The organism is Bacillus sp. REN3 (genome assembly GCF_017912555.1).
Lineage (GTDB): Bacteria > Bacillota > Bacilli > Bacillales > Cytobacillaceae > Mesobacillus.
The window spans coordinates 1-18,386 of sequence record NZ_JAERSD010000003.1; the positions used below are offsets into that span (position 1 = coordinate 1).

Annotated in this window: 19 protein-coding genes and 2 pseudogenes; 14 read left to right on the forward strand and 7 right to left on the reverse strand. The window is 40.4% G+C overall.

The genetic code is table 11. The features are described from left to right. From JJQ88_RS21165 to JJQ88_RS02990, 9 genes and pseudogenes are all read left to right on the forward strand, one after another. Positions 1-147, forward strand: a pseudogene (locus JJQ88_RS21165) (group II intron reverse transcriptase/maturase); the annotation flags it as partial. Between the two features lie 579 nt (positions 148-726). Continuing rightward, positions 727-1,172: pseudogene (locus JJQ88_RS21170) on the forward strand (IS3 family transposase); the annotation flags it as partial. A 252-nt stretch (positions 1,173-1,424) separates the two neighbouring features. After that, positions 1,425-2,621, forward strand: a complete 1,197-nt coding sequence (locus JJQ88_RS02960) for a class I SAM-dependent rRNA methyltransferase (RefSeq protein ID WP_210364254.1) — start codon at positions 1,425-1,427, stop codon at positions 2,619-2,621. A 269-nt stretch (positions 2,622-2,890) separates the two neighbouring features. Beyond that, positions 2,891-3,349 carry a DinB family protein gene (locus tag JJQ88_RS02965; protein WP_210364255.1) on the forward strand — a complete coding sequence of 153 codons (459 nt, stop codon included), beginning with the start codon at positions 2,891-2,893 and terminating at the stop codon, positions 3,347-3,349. A gap of 69 nt (positions 3,350-3,418) precedes the next feature. Next, positions 3,419-4,336 carry a LysR family transcriptional regulator gene (locus JJQ88_RS02970; RefSeq protein ID WP_246860910.1) on the forward strand — a complete coding sequence of 306 codons (918 nt, stop codon included), beginning with the start codon at positions 3,419-3,421 and terminating at the stop codon, positions 4,334-4,336. A 166-nt stretch (positions 4,337-4,502) separates the two neighbouring features. After that, positions 4,503-5,774, forward strand: a complete 1,272-nt coding sequence (locus JJQ88_RS02975; protein ID WP_210364257.1) for an MFS transporter — start codon at positions 4,503-4,505, stop codon at positions 5,772-5,774. Between the two features lie 315 nt (positions 5,775-6,089). Further along, positions 6,090-6,737: an HAD family hydrolase gene (locus JJQ88_RS02980; protein ID WP_210364258.1), complete on the forward strand. Its 648-nt coding sequence runs from the start codon at positions 6,090-6,092 to the stop codon at positions 6,735-6,737. A gap of 118 nt (positions 6,738-6,855) precedes the next feature. After that, a complete protein-coding gene (locus tag JJQ88_RS02985; RefSeq protein WP_246860911.1) occupies positions 6,856-7,299 on the forward strand; it encodes a GNAT family N-acetyltransferase in 444 nt (147 codons plus the stop codon). A gap of 246 nt (positions 7,300-7,545) precedes the next feature. Further along, complete coding sequence (locus tag JJQ88_RS02990) at positions 7,546-7,695, forward strand: hypothetical protein (protein WP_210364259.1); 150 nt, start codon at positions 7,546-7,548, stop codon at positions 7,693-7,695. 133 nt (positions 7,696-7,828) lie between these two features. Here JJQ88_RS02990 and JJQ88_RS02995 read toward each other — a convergent pair whose 3' ends face one another. Beyond that, positions 7,829-8,698: a LysR family transcriptional regulator gene (locus JJQ88_RS02995; RefSeq protein WP_210364260.1), complete on the reverse strand. Its 870-nt coding sequence runs from the start codon at positions 8,696-8,698 to the stop codon at positions 7,829-7,831. Between the two features lie 159 nt (positions 8,699-8,857). Here JJQ88_RS02995 and JJQ88_RS03000 point away from each other — a divergent pair, with 159 nt between their 5' ends. Continuing rightward, positions 8,858-9,844: a YeiH family protein gene (locus JJQ88_RS03000; RefSeq protein ID WP_210364509.1), complete on the forward strand. Its 987-nt coding sequence runs from the start codon at positions 8,858-8,860 to the stop codon at positions 9,842-9,844. A 154-nt stretch (positions 9,845-9,998) separates the two neighbouring features. On the opposite strand, the gene JJQ88_RS03005 is transcribed toward JJQ88_RS03000, so the two are convergent. Further along, entirely contained in the window at positions 9,999-10,421 is a 423-nt protein-coding gene (locus tag JJQ88_RS03005; RefSeq protein ID WP_210364261.1) for a VOC family protein, read from the reverse strand. 378 nt (positions 10,422-10,799) lie between these two features. Next, on the reverse strand, positions 10,800-12,182 hold the full coding sequence (gene gdhA / locus JJQ88_RS03010; protein WP_210364262.1) for an NADP-specific glutamate dehydrogenase: 1,383 nt from the start codon (positions 12,180-12,182) through the stop codon (positions 10,800-10,802). A gap of 187 nt (positions 12,183-12,369) precedes the next feature. Here gdhA and gltC point away from each other — a divergent pair, with 187 nt between their 5' ends. From gltC to JJQ88_RS03030, 4 genes are all read left to right on the forward strand, one after another. After that, positions 12,370-13,275 carry a glutamate biosynthesis transcriptional regulator GltC gene (gene gltC, locus JJQ88_RS03015; protein WP_210364263.1) on the forward strand — a complete coding sequence of 302 codons (906 nt, stop codon included), beginning with the start codon at positions 12,370-12,372 and terminating at the stop codon, positions 13,273-13,275. Positions 13,276-13,653: 378 nt separating this feature from the next. Beyond that, the gene (locus JJQ88_RS03020; protein ID WP_210364264.1) at positions 13,654-13,983 is read left to right on the forward strand and encodes a PadR family transcriptional regulator; all 330 of its coding nucleotides are present in this window, start codon (positions 13,654-13,656) and stop codon (positions 13,981-13,983) included. Between the two features lie 6 nt (positions 13,984-13,989). Beyond that, on the forward strand, positions 13,990-14,760 hold the full coding sequence (locus JJQ88_RS03025; RefSeq protein WP_210364265.1) for a DUF1129 family protein: 771 nt from the start codon (positions 13,990-13,992) through the stop codon (positions 14,758-14,760). A gap of 240 nt (positions 14,761-15,000) precedes the next feature. Then, complete coding sequence (locus JJQ88_RS03030; RefSeq protein ID WP_210364266.1) at positions 15,001-15,759, forward strand: 3-oxoacyl-ACP reductase; 759 nt, start codon at positions 15,001-15,003, stop codon at positions 15,757-15,759. 206 nt (positions 15,760-15,965) lie between these two features. Here JJQ88_RS03030 and JJQ88_RS03035 read toward each other — a convergent pair whose 3' ends face one another. The 4 genes from JJQ88_RS03035 to JJQ88_RS03050 all read right to left on the reverse strand — a co-directional run bounded on the left by JJQ88_RS03035 (position 15,966) and on the right by JJQ88_RS03050 (position 18,380). Then, positions 15,966-16,637, reverse strand: a complete 672-nt coding sequence (locus JJQ88_RS03035) for a lysoplasmalogenase (RefSeq protein ID WP_210364267.1) — start codon at positions 16,635-16,637, stop codon at positions 15,966-15,968. Between the two features lie 426 nt (positions 16,638-17,063). Continuing rightward, positions 17,064-17,378 carry a DMT family transporter gene (locus tag JJQ88_RS03040; RefSeq protein WP_210364268.1) on the reverse strand — a complete coding sequence of 105 codons (315 nt, stop codon included), beginning with the start codon at positions 17,376-17,378 and terminating at the stop codon, positions 17,064-17,066. Continuing rightward, a complete protein-coding gene (locus JJQ88_RS03045) occupies positions 17,378-17,731 on the reverse strand; it encodes a DMT family transporter (RefSeq protein ID WP_210364269.1) in 354 nt (117 codons plus the stop codon). The genes JJQ88_RS03040 and JJQ88_RS03045 overlap by 1 nt, the downstream gene beginning before the upstream one ends. Positions 17,732-17,801: 70 nt before the next feature. Next, positions 17,802-18,380 carry a TetR/AcrR family transcriptional regulator gene (locus JJQ88_RS03050; protein ID WP_210364270.1) on the reverse strand — a complete coding sequence of 193 codons (579 nt, stop codon included), beginning with the start codon at positions 18,378-18,380 and terminating at the stop codon, positions 17,802-17,804. Positions 18,381-18,386: the final 6 nt, after the last annotated feature.

Here is an 18,386-nt window from a genome sequence, read left to right on the forward strand (position 1 = left end):
AAGGCATACGAATGGGGAAATTCCAGAAAGAAATTTTGGAGAATCGCCTCAAGTCCAATCTTACACAAAACCCTCGATAACTCCTATTGGAGTCATCGAGGGCTCAAAAGTCTATATCAAAGATATGAATTTCTACGTCACACTTAATTGAACCGCCGTATACCGAACGGTACGTACGGTGGTGTGAGAGGTCGGGGGTTAGTCATCCCCTCCTACTCGATTATATTATGAAATTTAGTATTTTGATTATATTCGATCTTTTAAACCAAAAATTAATCCTCTTCTAGGGAATTTATGGAGATTAAGGCATGAATTAAAGGAATCATATAATGGTTGTCCAATAGACTCATGAGAAAATAATAGTCTAATGAGAGCGAGGATAATCTAAATGAAGGACCAGTTGTTTTTCGTTTCAGACATACTTGATTCAGTGGTAGCATCAGTGGAGCGTTATACTTTTATAATATCTATTAATAAGTACTCCTCAGAACTCAGAACGTATATACACCTTTAAGATGTACTTTGAGGAAGATGCAAATGGTAATACCGCTACTTTTGAGAGAAATATTACAAAAGATAATGAATTACAGAAATTTCTTGATGTTTTTCTTAGTGTATGAATGAACAAGGATTGGTGTCAAGTTATACAGTCGCTCAGTTTAAGCCACAGTCAAAAGGCTGAAACGATTCCAATCAAAGGAACGAATTAAACCGTGAGTTTGACCAGGAAGATGGCATTACACATGTGTCTTTGTCGATCTCTTCAACCGTGAAATTGTTGGGTCCAGTACAGGGCCAAACAAAGATGCAGCATTGGTCTATCGGGCTTTTGCGTCCATTAAAAAGGACCTGAGAAAAATTGAATATCTTCATACCGATCGTGGAAGCGAGTTTAAGAACACGCTGATAGATGAAGCATTGAAGACCTTTGATATCAATAGATCCTTAAGCAAGAAAGGCTGCCCCTATGATAATGCAGTAGCTGAAGCAACATTTAAAATCATCAAGACAGAGTTTGCCAGAGGAAGACATTTTACGAGTTTAGAAGAGAAGAGTTAACGAGAGAACTAAATGACTATATTCATTGGTTCAACCACATTCGAATTCACGGAACCCTTGGCTATTTAAGCCCAGTAGAATACAAACTTGGACACCTTAAAAAAACTGTGTAGTTTAGTGTTGGCAGTCCACTTTTTTCCACTCAATCCATTGGTTAATGGATTACCATAAATAGCAGAGTGAAAAAAATAAAAATGGTTACTATGCTTAAAGAATTATAAGTAGGTAAATACATACAAATGTATAGGTAAATGATTTAGAATACTATAAATGATATGATTATCTAGTATGTTCAGCATGGATGACTCGCGAAATGATTGTATAAAATATTGAGTGTGATAAAAAATTATTGATAGGATGACAATATGAAAAAAGAGGTTACTTTAACGGTAAAGGGCAAGTTTGCAAATAAATATAGAAGCGGTTATCCGCTCATCTCAAAGGAAGCCATACTTCATTTCAACGAAGATATTAAAGAAGGAACTATTATCCGTCTCGTTGATGACAAGAATAAGTTCATAGCAAAAGGCTATTTTGGCAAACAAAACAAAGGGTACGGGTGGATTCTTAGCCGAAACGAGAATCAACAGATCGATCAAAGGTTTTTTGTAAATAAATTGAAAGATGCGATCAACTATCGAGAACTCTTTTTTAATAGTCCGGATACCAATTGCTTCAGAATCGTAAATGGCGAAGGCGATGGTTTAGGTGGATTAACCATCGAGTATTTTGATGGCTACTATTTAATCAACTGGTATAGCAAAGGGATTTACCGCTTTCGAGAGTATATTATAAATGCGTTGAAGGAATTAGTGGAGTTTAAAGCCATTTATCAAAAGAAAAGATTTGATATCAGCGGGAAATATATTGAAGAAGATGATTTCGTAGCGGGAGAAAGAGGAACCTTCCCGATTATCGTAAAGGAAAATGGAGTGAGCTTCGCTGTTTACTTAAATGAAGGTGCGATGGTTGGTGTATTTTTAGATCAAAGAGATGTAAGAAAAACAATCCGGGATGCTTATGCGGAAGGAAAGAACGTACTGAACACTTTTTCCTACACAGGCGCGTTTTCAGTATTTGCTGCTGTGGGAGGCGCAGTTAAAACGACAAGTGTGGATTTAGCAAACAGAAGCTTAAACAAAACCATTGAGCAGTTTAGTTTGAACGGGCTGGATCATGACTCACAGGATATAATTGTTGAAGACGTTTTCCATTACTTTAAGTTTGCGGTGAAAAAGCAGCTAACGTTTGATTTGGTTATACTGGATCCCCCAAGCTTCGCAAGGTCAAAAAAATTGGTATTCAGCGCTGAAAAGGACTACAAAAATCTTTTAAAAGAAGCTATTTCTATAACAGAAGATGAGGGGATTATCGTAGCGTCCACCAATTCCAGCTCTTTTAATATGAAAAAATTTAAAAGTTTTATTGATCAGGCATTTAAAGAGACAAACAGAAAATATCAGCTCGTTGAGGAATTTTCCCTTCCTAAGGACTTTAAAACAATAAAAGAATTCCCAGAGGGCAACTATCTTAAGGTTGTGTTTATTAAGAAGTTGCCATAGAAAAAGGCGAATGAATATCAATCCAGTAAATCAAAGGAATGGAAGTTTAAAAATAACCACATATAAATATCTCAAGGTGAACCCTACCATAAATAAAGGAGTTTTTTATGGGATATGGATTTGGATATAATGTACGAATGTTGATCATTGTAAACGATCATTTAATAACTTATAAAAATAATTGATGAATGGGGAACAAAACGATATTAGAAAGAAAAACCTGAAATCTATACAATAATAATAAAAGGGAAGGGAGAGACAAAGGCAGAATGATGGATTTAATAAAAGAGCATATAAAGACTAAAATTACCGAGTTAGACCAGCGGTTGACCAATGTGATTATCGATTTACAGGATGAAGACCTTAATTGGAGACCGAACAAAGAGAGCAATAGCATTGCAAACTTAGCCATGCATATGTCAGGCCATATCCATCAAAGGATTGGTGCAGGCATGATGAACGAGACAGATCATAGGGATCGGGATGCTGAATTTTCACAGGAGTTATACGTTGAAAAAGAAGAAATAATCGATACTGTCCATTCCTCCTTTTCACGATTTTCACAAGCTGTTGAATCTTTATCAGAAAAAGACCTGTTGAATACGCAAATCCTTAGTGGAAACAGAGTCCAATCGAATTTGGAAATCATCCTAAGATGTTTGGAACATTACTCTGAACATTTAGGCCAAATCATTTATATCGCAAAAATGAAAAAGGATGAACAATAATCCTATTCCTTTTAACAGTGTTTCCGATATGATATGGACTAAGAACGCCAAAATTTTAAAGGGGGGATCATGTTGAATCTGCATGCGCTGCGTATTTTTACGGAAGTGGCCAAATGTGGAAGTGTAACTCTTTCGGCAAAAAAGCTGTTAATCAGTCAGCCTGCTGTAACGGCTCAGATTCGGAACCTTGAAAAGGAATTTGGTTTGAAATTAATTACAGCAAAAGGTCGATCGATTCAATTAACTGAAGCCGGTGAAATACTGGCCACGTATTCAAAGCAGCTTTTTTCACTGGAGGCTGAGATTGAAAAAGAAATGCATGCTTTATTGACTGGTGCCAAAGGAAGTTTGCGGATTTGTGCAACAGACCTCCCTGGGAAAACGGTGCTTCCGAAATGGATTGTTCAATATAAGAAGTTGTATCCTTTTGTAGATATCCAGCTTTCAAAGGGGAGTTCTTCTACGGCGTTCCAGCGTTTACTGGATCACTCTGTTCAGGTGGCCTTTGTGTGCGGTGATGTTCAAGAAGCAGAGGGAATTGAATATTACACTCTCCTTGAAGATGAGCTTATTTTTATCGTTCCGAAGAATCATCAATATGAGGGGAAAGAGGTTTCATTGGAGGAACTTATGATGGAGCCTTTTGTCGTCCGTGAAAAAGGAAGCTATACAAGAAGGAAACTCTTTTCTTTATGCAGGGCAGCTGGAATGGATATCCCGCAGTCTCCAATCTGTATGGAAGGGATGAACGAATCGATTGAAGCAGTAAAAGCGGGCTATGGTGTTGCGCTTGTGCCTGCATTGGCGGTAGAAAATGAACTTTTTAAAAAAGAGCTTGGAAGGGTTTATGTCAAAGGTATTCATATAAAGCACCCCATCAAACTTTGTAAAAGAAAACAAGAAGAGCCTCTATCTTCTGCGGCAAACTTTATTTCATTTATAAAAGCGGAAGTGTCCTCAGACAAATATAGGACGGTAATAGGATGAAATCAAGGAGGATTAATCATGTTTAAATCATAAATTTATTTTATGAAATAGCTTGAAAGATATATTTGTTTTATATAAATCTCCCCATTATGCTTGAAATAATTAACATTGTTCATCTCTCATTCTTTTTGGATAGATCTTGATGATCAATGAAGGGGGAAGCATAATGGGGTTTTTACAGTTTCATAGAACGATCAAAATAAGGATAATCGAATCCTTTTTGAGCACGGCGATAGGAAGTATGGTTTTTCCCTTTATGGCCATTTATTTTTCGGGCTATTTTAGCGTGAATACAACGGGTTTATTATTATTGATAAATGGATTTATTGGAATTGCCATGAACCTTTATGGCGGTTATTTTTCAGATCGCTTTGGAAGGAAAAAACTGATTGTTGTGGCAGAACTTTTGCGTTTTTTAGCTTTCATGACGATGATGGTTTTTAATTCCCCTTGGTTTCATTCACCCCTTATTACCTTTTTGATGTTTACAATCCATACGATTTGCTCTGCACTTATTGGACCTGCGAATCAAGCCATGCTTATTGACGTCAGCAAACCGGATGAACGGAAGCTTATGTATACGATTATGTACTGGGCAAACAATATGTCCATTGCTTTAGGAGGGATTTTAGGCGGTCTCCTCTTTAAGGAGCATTTATTTGAGCTATTCATTGCCTTGTCTGCTACCTCGTTAATCGCTTTGATGTTAATCACCTTCTTCATTGAGGAAAGCTTTGTGCCCGCTAACACCAAAAAGACAACACTCCTGGGGCAATCATTCCAAATGTTTTCTAATTATCTGGCCGTTTTTCGGGATAAAATTTTTATTGTATATTTACTGGCTGGTGTGCTGATTCTGTCGATGGAGTTTCAATTGGGCAACTACATAAGCATTCGGCTTGCCAAGGAATTCCCCGAACAGAATATTCTTGGGTTAAGTATTGATGGCATTGGAATAACGGGAATATTGAGAGCAGAAAATACCATTCTTGTTGTTATATTTGCACTATTTATAACAAAAATGATTTCACGATTTAATGATCGATATTTGCTATTTGCGAGTTGGTCTATATTTGTAGGGGCGTATGCTGTCATTTCATATACTAATCACCTTTGGCTTTTATTTATTACCATGTTTGTGGCCTCAATTGCCGAGTTGACGCGTGTACCTATTGAACAAAGTTACTTAGCTAATCTTCCTCCTGACCATTCCCGCAGTTCATATTTGGCATTGAGCGAAATGAGGCATAACTTATCTCGTTTGATTTGCTCAATCACCGTAGCTGCCAGTGCATTCCTTTCAAATTTCGAAACGACTATCTTAATAACAAGTTTTGGCGGGATCGGCATATTGATGCTCTTGTTTATAGCTCCTGCTCTAGAACAGAGAGTACGAGGGAAGCTGGCAGAAAAAGAGGAAGTATCCGATTCAGCCTAGGATGGAAGGGATCAAAAGCAGACCCTGATTTAGGTTTATCACGCTGAACGGGATCATGAATGTAATGGTTTCGATTGTTTTTCTTGTGTATTTAAGATAGCAGGCTATAGATTGAGAATAACAGTTTAAAGAGGGATTGTTGGAATGATCGGAAAAGAGGAGAGCTTCTCCTCTTTTTCTTCCGCTTGAAGGGATAAAAATGCAAGAGGGGGAATCCGGAAATAGATAGATTCATTTTAACCCGTCATGGAAGGGATATTATTACATCGTGTAGAAGAGTTACGGATGAGGACAAATGAAAAGGATGTGATTGGGATGAAAGCAGTTATTTTTGACTTTGATGGTACACTTGCTGATACATTGCCAGTGTGTTTCCTGGCATTTGAATCCGTGTTTGAAAAATATGATAATCGCACGGTTACAGCAGAAGAAATCAAGGCAATGTTTGGTCCCTCCGAGACGGGTATTATCCGTGAAAATCTAAAGAATAGGAATTATGACAAAGCCATTGAGTTGTATTATGACATCTATAACGAGCGACATGAATCTACTGTCCAGAATAATGAAGAAATAAATACATTACTTGGATATTTAAAGACAGGTGGATACAAGCTTGGCATCGTGACTGGAAAAGCAAGAAGAAGTCTCGATATCTCTTTGGAACATCTTGGCTTAAATAACTTTTTTGATGTCATTGTTACTGGCGATGATGTGGAGTTCCCAAAACCTCATCCCGAGGGAATAAATAAAGCATTAGAATATCTAAACTTATCACCGAATGAGGCGGTTTTCCTGGGGGACAGCGACGCCGACATAATGGCAGGTAAACAAGCAAATGTACACACAATCGGAGTACATTGGTTACCGAATTACCAGACAATAGAGTTTAGTATTCAACCAGATGGAGTATTCAGTCATGTAAATGAATTCTTATCGTCCATTCCTAAGATGAAACGTATTTGAAACTTGATTAGCTGCCCAACCAGGCGGCTTTCTTTACGAAGTAAGCTTTTCTAATGGATAAGAGTTGGAGGGGCAGGCTAAGTTTAAGGGAGAGCTAAATAGGAACGGAGGGAAAGAGTTGGCGATAACTTACACTTACTTTAATGAACTGCCTGAAAATGACGTATTAGAGGGCATTATCGAGCTGCATACAAATACTTTTGGCCTTTCCGACGACTTGGAAGGAAGGATGAAAGAAAAACCTAAACTTCGAATTGACGTTGCACTTGAAGGGGGAAAAGTAGTTGGATATAAGATCGGATACGCATTGAATCGTGAGAAGTTTTATAGCTGGCTAGGGGGAGTGGATGCTGGATACAGGAATCAAGGCATTGCTTCCATGTTAATGGGGCAGCAGCACCGGCACGCAAAAGACAGCGGGTACAAAGCAGTCCAGACACAAACGAAAAATAAGTGGCGCGGTATGCTGCTATTGAATATCAAGAGTGGCTTCGACATCATTGGTACCTATACTGATCACGAAGGAGAACCGAAAATCATCCTTGAGAAAAAGATGATATGATCAGCACAATAAAGAGCCTGTCCATCGACTGACCATAAATCAGGATTCGAATCGATAAAACCCGGTGGGTGACAGGCATTTTGATTATATAGCCTTGGCAGCCTGTGCAAAAGCGGAAGGATCTAGGCAGCTATCAATCGGTGAACCGTGCCATCAGCAGGGCAATGCAGTTGCTATAGGCTGGCATTTAAGGCGTATCATAAGATGTAACGAAATGATAACATTAAAATTAAGGAGTGCTGGTGTATGGTACTTGGTATTGCTCTTGCAATCGCAGCAATCATAGGCCTTATCTATGGAATAATGAACAAAAATAAACCTTTAGGGGTCCTTTCCGCAATTGTTTTGATTTTGATTATTGCGGTATGGATATATTTCTATAATAATCCTTATTGAGTCCAGGTTTGAATTGTCGTAGGGATGGATCGTAATGTAAGATCTATCCCTATTTTTAATCCTTCGAAAATGAACGAGGAACAGATATCATTACATTTCACTATGAAACAATGAATCCCAGTGGATAATCAAGTTATTCAGAACGAATCAGATGAATGAAGGCCTCAACGCTTCTTTTGCTTTTCATGACGGGAGAGAACACATAGGAAAAAGTCCGCGTGAATGATTGGTTTTTTAAACGGACCAATGATAGTTCCCCATATTGTACTTCCCTCTCTATAGCACTATGGGAGAGCAGTGATAGTCCCACTCCTTGAATAACGCTTTCCTTTATTCCCTGATTACTGCTGATCGTGAGGAGCGATTTCACTTTTAAACCATTTGACCGAATGACATGATTTAAATATTCACGTGTTCCCGAACCTTCCTCTCTAGTTATCCACGTATGATTCTGAAGATCATCGAATGTAATGTCTCCCCTGAAATGACCAGGGGCAGAAATAATAAACAGCTCATCTTGCATAAAAGGATGGATGGACAATTCCTTGTCATTTGTCTGCCCCTCGATTAAACCAATGTCTACTTGAAACAGGCGGACATTTTGAACGATTTCTTCGGTGTTTCCAATTATTACTTTTAGTTTAAGTAAGGGAAATTCTTTTTGCAGCTTGAATAGGAAGGATGGCAATATGTACTCGCCGATTGTAAAACTTGCCCCGATTACTAATTCTCCTTGCACCGAATGATGGTGCTCCAAAATTTCTTCTTTTGTTTGTTCATAAATGGAAATTATTTGTTTCGCGCGATTGTACAAGATTTCCCCGGTCGGCGTGATTTGAACATGTTTGGGAGAACGTAAAAAAAGTTCCGTGTGAAATTCCTTTTCTAAATTTTTGATATGTAAACTTACACTTGGCTGCGAAATATGCAGTACCTCAGCAGCCTTTGTAAAATTCTTTAGTTCGGCAAGTGTAACAAAAGTTTTCAAAGCATCGTAGTACAAAAGAATCCTCTCCCAATCATTAATAATGTTAATAACATTAATCACTTATATGTATTTTACTAATTGTTGAGTTCTTTATAAAGTATAAGTAACAAATAGGATAGGGAAGTGACACAATTGAATACGGCAATTGGAAGAAGGTCCAAACGACCATTGACAATGGACTTTTTAAAAGGGATCGGCATTACATTCATCATCGCATTAATTGCCAGGTATTTGTCGGGCTTTCCGTTCCTGTCAATTATGGGGCAGTTAGTCATTGCCATTTTAATTGGAATGGCGTGGAGATCCATTTTGGGTCTTCAGGAGAAGATCCAGCCAGGGGTAACTTTCTCAAGTAAAAAACTGCTTAGAGTAGGAATCATCCTTTTAGGAATGAGGCTGAATTTGGCAGATATCTATCATGCGGGAACAAGTGTATTGATCATTGCTGTCATAAATATCGCGTTCGCTCTTTTAGTAGTCTATGGCTTGACTCGCTTGTTTGGTGTGGAGAAAAGACTTGGTATCCTTACTGCATGTGGAACTGCAATTTGCGGGGCAGCTGCAGTCGTTGCGATTGCTCCTCAAATAAAGGCGAAAGAAGAAGAAACAGCAGTAGGAGCGGCAACAGTTGCTGTTCTGGGAACGATTTTCACGTTAGTCTATACAGGAATATATACTGCTCTGAATTTAACTGAAAAAGGATACGGTATATTTGCCGGTGGAACACTCCATGAAATCGCGCATGTTATTGCAGCGGCGGCTGCAAGTGGGGATACTGCAGTTGACCTGGCAGTGATAGTGAAGCTTACTCGCGTAGCCTTATTAGTTCCTGTTGCCCTTATCATTGGATATATATTTCAAAGGCAAGAGAAGGAAAGCAGTGAAAAGGGAATCTCCTTATCGATCATTCCCTGGTTCATTTTAGGGTTCATTGCCATGAGCGGGATCAATACTTTAGGGATTGTTTCTGGAAGCATCGCTGCCAACACTGTGGATATAGCCTATCTATTGATAGGAATGGCCATGGCTGGACTTGGGTTAAGTGTTGAAATCAAGACCTTTAGAAGGTTGGGGATGAAAGCATTTGCGGCAGGATTCGTTGGTTCAATACTCTTATCGATTTTAGGTTACGTTCTAGTCATTCTATTTAACTTGAATTAAATAACAAGGGCAAATTAAAGAACTTTGAGCCTCAATCTCTTGAGGCTCTCGAATGTAAGGCTGGGACAGAAAGGTTCTGATTCCATCATTAAAACCATGGCAGATCGTCATAACACCCCGTTTGCTACCAGCATGGAAATAGGTCGCAAGAGACTTATTCAGTCATTTCCCAGGCTGGATTCCACACTACCTCCCACAAATGTCCGTCTGGGTCTTGGAAGTATCCGGAGTATCCTCCCCAAAAGGTATCGTGAGGGGGAACTGTAATCGTTGCTCCTGCTTTTTCAGCCTGTTCCATTACCATATCGACCTCTTGTTTATTCCCAACATTATGCCCAATCGTAAATTCAGTTGGACTTAGTGGTGTCTGATTGATACCTGTGTCATGTGCAAGATCTTTACGTTTCCAAATGGCGAGTTTCAATCCTGATTGTAAATCGAAAAATGCAACAGCACCATGCTCGAATTCTTGGCCAACTATTCCTTCTGTTGGCAGTCCAAGGCCATCCCGATAGAATTCTAAAGACCTTTCCAAATCATCTACACCTAACGTCAGAACTGAAATTCGCGGTTTCATTTTCTGCCTCCTAATGGATTTATTCCGTCACTTTTCGAATCAAATCGAATGTTTATTGAATCAATCTGGTTGCGCCGGCTTCAATGGTAATTTTACCAATATATTTGCTGATAAAAAACTGAAAATAGTAGGATTTCAGTTGGAAGAACCACTTCTTTTCTCCTTGATTCTTCAAATGGAAAGTGCGGCATCCATGGCACACGGATTGCTGTCGATCGTAAGGATAAGAGTTTCAGTTTGGTTTGGACGAGAGTGAACGTTATTGATTCGTATTTGAATAGCTGGGAATCATAAAGGTTATTTCATCATGACCAAAACAAAAGGGTGATGCCGGTCGATGGCTTTCACCCTTTTGCTTTTGGATTACCCGATATTTTTCTAAATGACTCCCTGTTCAATCATTGCATTGGCTACTTTTACGAATCCTGCGATATTGGCACCGACTGGCAGATTGCCTGGATATCCGTATTCTTCGGCAGCTTTGACGCTGTTTTGATAAATGTTTGTCATGATTTGCTGTAATTTTGCGTCCACTTCTTCGAATGTCCAGGATAAACGGGCGCTGTTTTGGGCCATTTCCAATGCTGACACAGCTACACCACCTGCGTTGGCGGCTTTTGCGGGGGCAAAGAGGACATTGTTTTTCAAAAATACACCAATGGCTTCCCGTGAGGATGGCATATTCGCTCCTTCACCAATCGCTTTCACTCCATTGGCAACCAGGATCTCTGCTGATGCTCCACCCAATTCGTTTTGCGTTGCGCATGGCAGGGCGATGTCGCATGGGACGGACCAAATCTTTGAGCATCCTTCGACGTATTTTGCCTGAGGATGTTCTTTTACATATTCACAGATCCTTTTTCTTTCGACTTCTTTCAGCTGTTTTAATGTATCTAGGTCGATGCCGTTTGGATCATAAACATAGCCGTCAGAATCGCTGCAGGCCACAACTTTGGCCCCTAACTGCGCAGCTTTTTCAATCGCATAGATGGAAACATTGCCCGATCCGGATACAACGACTGTGCTGCCTTCAAAGCTAAGTCCGTTATCCTTGAGCATTTCTTGCACAAAATAGACTGTGCCATAGCCTGTCGCTTCGGTCCGGGTTAAGCTTCCGCCGTACCCAAGCCCTTTTCCAGTCAGGACCCCGGCTTCATAACCTCCACGGATCCTCTTATACTGTCCAAACATATACCCGATTTCCCTTTTGCCCACTCCAATATCACCAGCCGGGACGTCCATATCAGGTCCGATGTGCCTGCTGAGCTCTGTCATGAAGCTTTGAGTGAATCTCATGATTTCCCCGTCGGATTTCCCTTTCGGATCGAAATCGGCGCCGCCCTTGCCTCCGCCAATTGGCTGGCATGTGAGGGCATTTTTGAAAATCTGCTCAAAGCCCAGGAATTTGATGATGCTGGCATTTACGGAAGGATGGAATCGCAAGCCGCCTTTGTATGGACCGAGTGCGCTGTTGAATTGTACGCGGAATCCGCGATTCACCTGGACTTTTCCTTGGTCATCCACCCAAGGGACCCTGAAGGTAATGAGCCTTTCCGGTTCCACAATTCTTTCAAGTATACTATGATCCTTGTATTCTGGGTGTTTTGCAATGACAGGTATAAGCGATTCGAAAATTTCTTTAACGACCTGATGGAATTCACTTTCGTCAGGGTTCCGCATTTTCACCATTTCAAATACTTCATTTACATAATCCATCGCCATTTTTGTCCCCGCTTCTTCACGTTCTAGTAATGTAGTCATGCTGTTATTACCCCCCTTTATTGATAAAACTGAATATATGGAAAATTAATGAGATAGCATATGTAGGCTTTAATGCTTTAATAATTGTAAGATTCCCTAATTTTATAATTGAAAAACAATCTAAACAATATGAAAATTAGATTATAATAATGCCAATATGAGATGAATGGAGCGAGGGGGAGAGAAATTGGAATTAAGACAGATACAATATTTCATTGAAGTAGCGAAGAGGGAACATGTGACAGAAGCTGCTTTGGCGCTGCATGTGGCACAATCTGCGGTGAGTCGGCAGATTTTCAATCTGGAGGCGGAACTGGGGGTGAATCTTTTTATTCGGGAAGGAAGAAATGTGAAATTAACGCAAATTGGGAAAATGTTTCTTGAACAGATGGAAGAAGCGATGAAGGTCATCGATAACGCAAGACGGGAAATCCAGGAATATTTGGATCCGGAGCATGGCAGGATCCGGATCGGCTATCCAAGCAGCCTTGCTGCCTATACACTGCCTGCTGTCATTTCTGCCTTTCGCAAACGCTATCCTCACGTGAAGTTTGAACTGAAACAGAGTTCCTACCACGATCTGATTAATGGAGTGGTAAAGGGAGATATCGATATGGCATTGCTTGGTCCGCTGCCTAAGCATGAGAAGAAGGTTAAAGGGGTCATTTTATTTACGGAAAACATTGTTGCATTGCTTCCGGATAGCCATCCTCTTGCGGATAAACCAATACTGAACCTGAATCAATTGAAAGATGATTCATTCATCTTGTTTCCAAAAGGGTTCATCCTACGCGAAATAGTCGATCAAGCTTGCAGCCAGCTTGGTTTCCATCCTGCTGTGTCGTTTGAAGGGGATGACATTGATGCGATCAAAGGCTTGGTCTCTGCTGGTTTGGGTGTGACGCTTATTCCAGAAGCTACGCTGGTTGACAGCCTGCCGCGCTCAACAGTAAGGATTCCTGTAACCCAGCCCCAGGTGACCCGTACGGTCGGTGTCATCATTCCCAGCGAACGCCAGCTGCTGCCGACAGAGAAACTCTTCTATGAGTTTATTCTCGAATTTTTTGCCATGCTGAATAAGTTTCAAAATTAAAGGTTGGCCTTATTTATACGCCAGCATAATTGGATGCGTGCTGATTGAAACAAGATCTGTGAAATGATCCAGAAGAATGGCTCTGTATCAAAAAATCTTTCTCGCTAAAAAGGGGGGAACTTCCAGAAACTATGCTTTTGGAAGTTCCCTCTTTACCTTGCCTTAATAGTGAAACTGGGAAAGAGTAAGCAAATGAATACGGGACCTCGAGGATAGGGACCCAATCATTGATCCTCAAGGCTTGTGAAAGGAGAATGGAATTTTAACACTATCTTGCAATACAAGATAGGTGGTTGTATAATAACCATATATCATGTATAACAAGGTATTCTTTGTTTGTTTGTCTTGTATAACAAGGTATTGGAAGGAGTTAATTCTATGGCAGATACAACTCAAATGCTAAAAGGAATTTTAGATGGATGTCTTTTAGCAATCATCAAAGATGGGGAAATCTACGGGTACGAATTAGCGGCAAGGCTTGAGTCTTATGGATTTCACTCGTTTAGTGAAGGCACCATTTATCCATTGCTGCTTCGAATGCAAAAGGAAGGATTCATTAGTGCTACTTTAAGGAAGTCAACTGCAGGACCTAAAAGAAAATACTATTCGCTAACTGAAAAAGGAGAACATGAGCTGAAGTTATTCATCGAACGCTGGGAGCAGTTAAGTTTTACGGTTAATAATGTGTTGAATAAAAGTGAGGTGTAATAAGGGATGCTAACAAAAGAATCACAACAATTCCTGGCAGAACTTCGATTGTATTTAGTTTCCAAAGGAAAGAATGACAAAGAAATAAATGAAATTGCAGAAGAGCTTGAAGTCCATTTACTTGAAGCGGAGGCGGATGGGAAGGATGTAAAACATATAATTGGGGAAAGTCCTGATCAATATATGAGGAGTATCGGGGAATCAATGAAAACCGACTATCGCCAATTTGCAGGATTAGTACCAATGATGATCCTTTTATTGGCCTCCTATTTCAGCATTGGACCCGCAATCGAAGGTGAGTTTTCATTGTCGGAAGGTATTCTATTGATAGCATCCATTGCGGGATTGATCGGAATCTTGATATATAGCTGCCTGTTATTCAAAATATTGCCTAAATTCCTGCAGTCAAAATGGAGTTACGCCCTGGTCATTGGCACAAGTTTTTTCGTTACTGGAATAGGGGTTGTCGTTCTACTCTGGTATAGAGAGCAAGGTTTTAAGCCCTTTTATGTGGCGACGCCATTTCAAAATAACTTGATCATCTTGATTTGTATTGTCATTTTTATTGCTTCTGCACTCTATACAAGAACCTGGTTTACCATTTTAGTTCCATTGTTTATATCGTTGGGACCTCTTGCGAATCGATTGATTCCAGAAGATATCAATAAAAATCCAACCTATATTTTTTATACAATCCTGCTGCTCTCAGGGATTGCTGTGATTGTTATTTTCTTTGCAATAAGAAAGATGGCAAAACGTAAGCAGCGCCTCCTTTAAGATGATTCCGGCTGCCATTCCAGGCGGAAAAAGCTTCATTTTAGGTTTTTCTAACTGGATAAAAATCTGCTAAATAAAAAGGCCCATACATCCTTGGCTGGAACACCGTATATTCAATAAATTGTGATTAATTAGACAAAGTGTTATACTATTTATATATAATTTGAATATTCTATCCTAGTTCCAACATCACAGTTTTATCTAAAAAAGACATTAAAAACTTTGGAGGTCGATTTTATCATGGGAAAACTGGATGGTAAAGTAGCGTTTATTACGGGTGCTGCATCAGGAATGGGACAAGCCCAAGCAGAACTCTTCGCAAAAGAAGGTGCGAAGGTAATTGCAGCCGATCTCAACTTTGAAGGTGTGACCAGAGTTACTGAAAATCTTGCATCTCAAAATCTTGATGTTTTCGGTGTTGAGATCGATGTGGGAAATCTTGATAGTGTCAAGGCTGCTGTTAAAGCCGGTTTAGACAAGTATGGTAAAATTGATATTTTGAGTAATACTGCAGGTATCCTGGACGCATATGCGCCCACTCTTGAAACGTCCGAAGAGTTATGGGATAGAATTATGAATGTCAACCTCAAAGGCGTTTATCGTGTAACAAATCAAGTTCTTCCTCAAATGATAGAGAGAGGAAAAGGGACTGTCATTAACATTGCTTCGATTGCTGCTTTTGTTGCTGGAGGCGGCGGTGCGGCGTATACTGCTGCTAAACATGGTATCGCTGGATATACGAAACAATTATCTTTTGATTACGGACATAAGGGAATCAAAGTAAACGCAATAGCTCCAGGTGCTATTGAGACTGGTATGACTAAACAAATATTTGAAGAAGGATCGGCAGAGGTGATGGAAGCAGTTAATTCTGTTCCTGCAGGCAGATATGGCCAACCTGAGGAAGTTGCACAGCTAGCTCTGTTTTTGGCGAGTGAAGATTCAGACTTTATCCATGGGGCTATAATGCCGATTGACGGCGGCTGGCTGGTTAAATAGACAATGCTATAGGCTGGACCCTATTATGGATAATGGGAATGTCTGCCTGTTTTCCAGCTGGAATGTCTGCCCATTCTGAAACTGGCGACTTTACTTAGGATTCTGTTTTATGATTTTCAGCCAATCAAAACTAAAGCATGAATTGTAAAGAGCGAGGTCCGCATGTTTCCGTGGGCCTCGCTCTTTTTGCCGGATGAGGTTCTTTCCTAGATGCTATATTTCGATTCCATTCCAGGACTTGAGTGGGCACCGAGTGTGGCAATACTGGTGGCGATCAGGAATTGGGCGGTGTAATAAGTTCCCATGATCAGCGCATCCGAATAAGAAATGTCAGAGACAAACAAATTCCAGGATAAAATGGAATCGGAAATGACGAACAGGATGCTGCCGATACTTGCCCACTTGTTTCCTGTCAAGATGGAAGACAGGGCCATCAGGGAAATGATCAGTATATAGGCTATAACAGGGATCATCAGCGCATCATTTCCGCTGTTCAGCAGGGAAGCAAGCAATTGGCGGCCAAAGAATAGGGTGTAAAGGGCTATAGGGATTATGGAAGCCAGGCGGATCATGCTGCTGCGGGATGACTTGAAAAAACCGCTGAGATAAAAAAGATGGCCAATCAGAAACGCTCCGAGCCCAGCAATAAAGGAGACAGCAATAAACGCATCCCCTAGCATACAGAAAAAGAGGCCAATGAGGATGAGGCGCCTGGCGGCGGATGGTTTCACAGCCAGCCGGCGATAGGCATAGAGGATGATCAGCATCATCGGAAGCAATTTGAAGATGATTTTTAATGCCAGCGGCTCTTCAGGAATGAAAAATATGTATAAAATAGCCGTTAGTCCAATCAAGAAAGGCAGCAGCGATTTTTTCAAGCTTAATCCCACCTTGTGTCCAGATTTTTTGATGCACCTCCCTGTCTAAACATTTCAGGATAGCGATTCATACAGTCGTCTTCCGAAGCTATCTTGATGAATGTTCCATCCTTGTTTGGACAGGTATACTAACAGTATAAAATAATCCGAATGTTCAATCCATACCTTTCCAATTCAATTCCACAGTGGGGCGTTCAAACTTCAGTTGGGATTGGCATTACAAAAGTGTTGTTAAGAATCTTTCGGAATGGTCGCTAGGAGGGGAGGGAGGAGGTAAAAAAGTTTTAAAAACGAGCCACAGAAAATGAAACGGCCGGATGGGAAGATTAGACCCTATGTTCTCTCCTTCGATGTTCCATGTGAAACATTTTCCTGAAGGAAGAAGAACAGCTTGCGGGGGCAGCAAGCTGTTCCATTTTTCAAAAATCACGTCACTGCCTTCAATCCCATGACGCCAATGATGATGGCAATCATGCTGATGATTCTCAGGGGGTTTTTCGCCTCTCCGAAGAAAATGATATTGACGAGTACGGCACCAACTGTACCAATGCCAATCCATACGACATAGGCGATGCTTAACTGCAAATAATTGAATGAGGCATATAAAAGAGCGAATGACAATCCAAAACCGCCTACATACAAGATAAAATCACGGATTGTTTTCTTCTGGCTGTAAAAACGCAATCCAATGACACCGACAATTTCGGCTACCGATGCGGAAAAAACAAGTAGCCAACCCATTATGCATGAACTCCTTTCTCTTTCCCTTCACTTCCTGGATTGTTATCGGCGAGCTTAAGTCCGATTACCCCAAGCAATAAAATAAACATGAAAACAGCTTTCAGCATATTGAATTCCCCGCCAAAAATGAAAATATCCATCAAGGTCGTGCCAATGGTACCGATGCCCGCAAAAATGGCGTAAACCGTTCCAGTAGGCAAGTTCCTGCAAGCTTTTGATAAAAAATGAAAGTCGGTGGCGATCATGAGGACGATGATGATCCAGTGCCACCATGTATTGGCGACATTGAAGCCGTAAATCCAAAACAATTCGAACAGGCTTGTCAGGCCAACGTAAATCCAATCTTTTTGCATAGCGAAAATCCTTTCTTGTTGATTATCATGACTGACAATCAGTCATTTCTTGAATGAAATAAAACGCCACTTATGAGTGACGCAAACCGAGTGCATGATGTAAAAAATCGAGGAGTTCCCGTTTTTGAAGCCTGATGGCTTCTTCTTCACTATCATCGTACAAGTAAATTTGTTCAGCCGCAGATTCCACCAAACCAATGATTAGTTTTGAAGAACGCATTGTATTCAAAGAAGGGCGGATCGTTCCTTGCTGCTGTGCCTCTGATAGGAACTGGTTCATCCACTTATAATACGGAGCATAGATCCTTTCCCATTCTTTCATATGCTCTGTCTGGGTGATGCCGGCGTAAATGAGCGCGAATACATCACGGTATTGTTCGGTCAAAGAAAAAACAATGTCGACTACTTTTTCGAGCTGCTGTTCAAATGGGAGTCCAACCGGGACACCGTCTTCAATTGTTTCAATGATTTTCTCGACCATCACTTTTGCGATAGCCGGAAATACAGACAGGCGGGATGGGAAATAAAGATAAAATGTGCCTTGTGCGATGCCGGCAGCCTTTACGATATCGGAGACTTTTGTCTTTTCGATTCCCTTTTCACAAAACACCTCAATAGCGGCTTGAATGATTTTTTCTTCCTTAGACATTTGACC

What these genes read in the sequence shown, in the direction of transcription:
- JJQ88_RS02960 (WP_210364254.1), top strand. Translation starts at nt 1,425, where the DNA reads ATGAAAAAAGAGGTTACTTTAACGGTAAAGGGCAAGTTTGCAAATAAA.
- JJQ88_RS02965 (WP_210364255.1), top strand. Translation starts at nt 2,891, where the DNA reads ATGATGGATTTAATAAAAGAGCATATAAAGACTAAAATTACCGAGTTA.
- JJQ88_RS02970 (WP_246860910.1), top strand. Translation starts at nt 3,419, where the DNA reads ATGTTGAATCTGCATGCGCTGCGTATTTTTACGGAAGTGGCCAAATGT.
- JJQ88_RS02975 (WP_210364257.1), top strand. Translation starts at nt 4,503, where the DNA reads ATGGGGTTTTTACAGTTTCATAGAACGATCAAAATAAGGATAATCGAA.
- JJQ88_RS02980 (WP_210364258.1), top strand. Translation starts at nt 6,090, where the DNA reads ATGAAAGCAGTTATTTTTGACTTTGATGGTACACTTGCTGATACATTG.
- JJQ88_RS02990 (WP_210364259.1), top strand. Translation starts at nt 7,546, where the DNA reads ATGGTACTTGGTATTGCTCTTGCAATCGCAGCAATCATAGGCCTTATC.
- JJQ88_RS03000 (WP_210364509.1), top strand. Translation starts at nt 8,858, where the DNA reads ATGGACTTTTTAAAAGGGATCGGCATTACATTCATCATCGCATTAATT.
- JJQ88_RS03005 (WP_210364261.1), bottom strand. Translation starts at nt 10,421, where the DNA reads ATGAAACCGCGAATTTCAGTTCTGACGTTAGGTGTAGATGATTTGGAA.
- gdhA (WP_210364262.1), bottom strand. Translation starts at nt 12,182, where the DNA reads ATGACTACATTACTAGAACGTGAAGAAGCGGGGACAAAAATGGCGATG.
- JJQ88_RS03020 (WP_210364264.1), top strand. Translation starts at nt 13,654, where the DNA reads ATGGCAGATACAACTCAAATGCTAAAAGGAATTTTAGATGGATGTCTT.
- JJQ88_RS03025 (WP_210364265.1), top strand. Translation starts at nt 13,990, where the DNA reads ATGCTAACAAAAGAATCACAACAATTCCTGGCAGAACTTCGATTGTAT.
- JJQ88_RS03030 (WP_210364266.1), top strand. Translation starts at nt 15,001, where the DNA reads ATGGGAAAACTGGATGGTAAAGTAGCGTTTATTACGGGTGCTGCATCA.
- JJQ88_RS03040 (WP_210364268.1), bottom strand. Translation starts at nt 17,378, where the DNA reads ATGGGTTGGCTACTTGTTTTTTCCGCATCGGTAGCCGAAATTGTCGGT.
- JJQ88_RS03045 (WP_210364269.1), bottom strand. Translation starts at nt 17,731, where the DNA reads ATGCAAAAAGATTGGATTTACGTTGGCCTGACAAGCCTGTTCGAATTG.
- JJQ88_RS03050 (WP_210364270.1), bottom strand. Translation starts at nt 18,380, where the DNA reads ATGTCTAAGGAAGAAAAAATCATTCAAGCCGCTATTGAGGTGTTTTGT.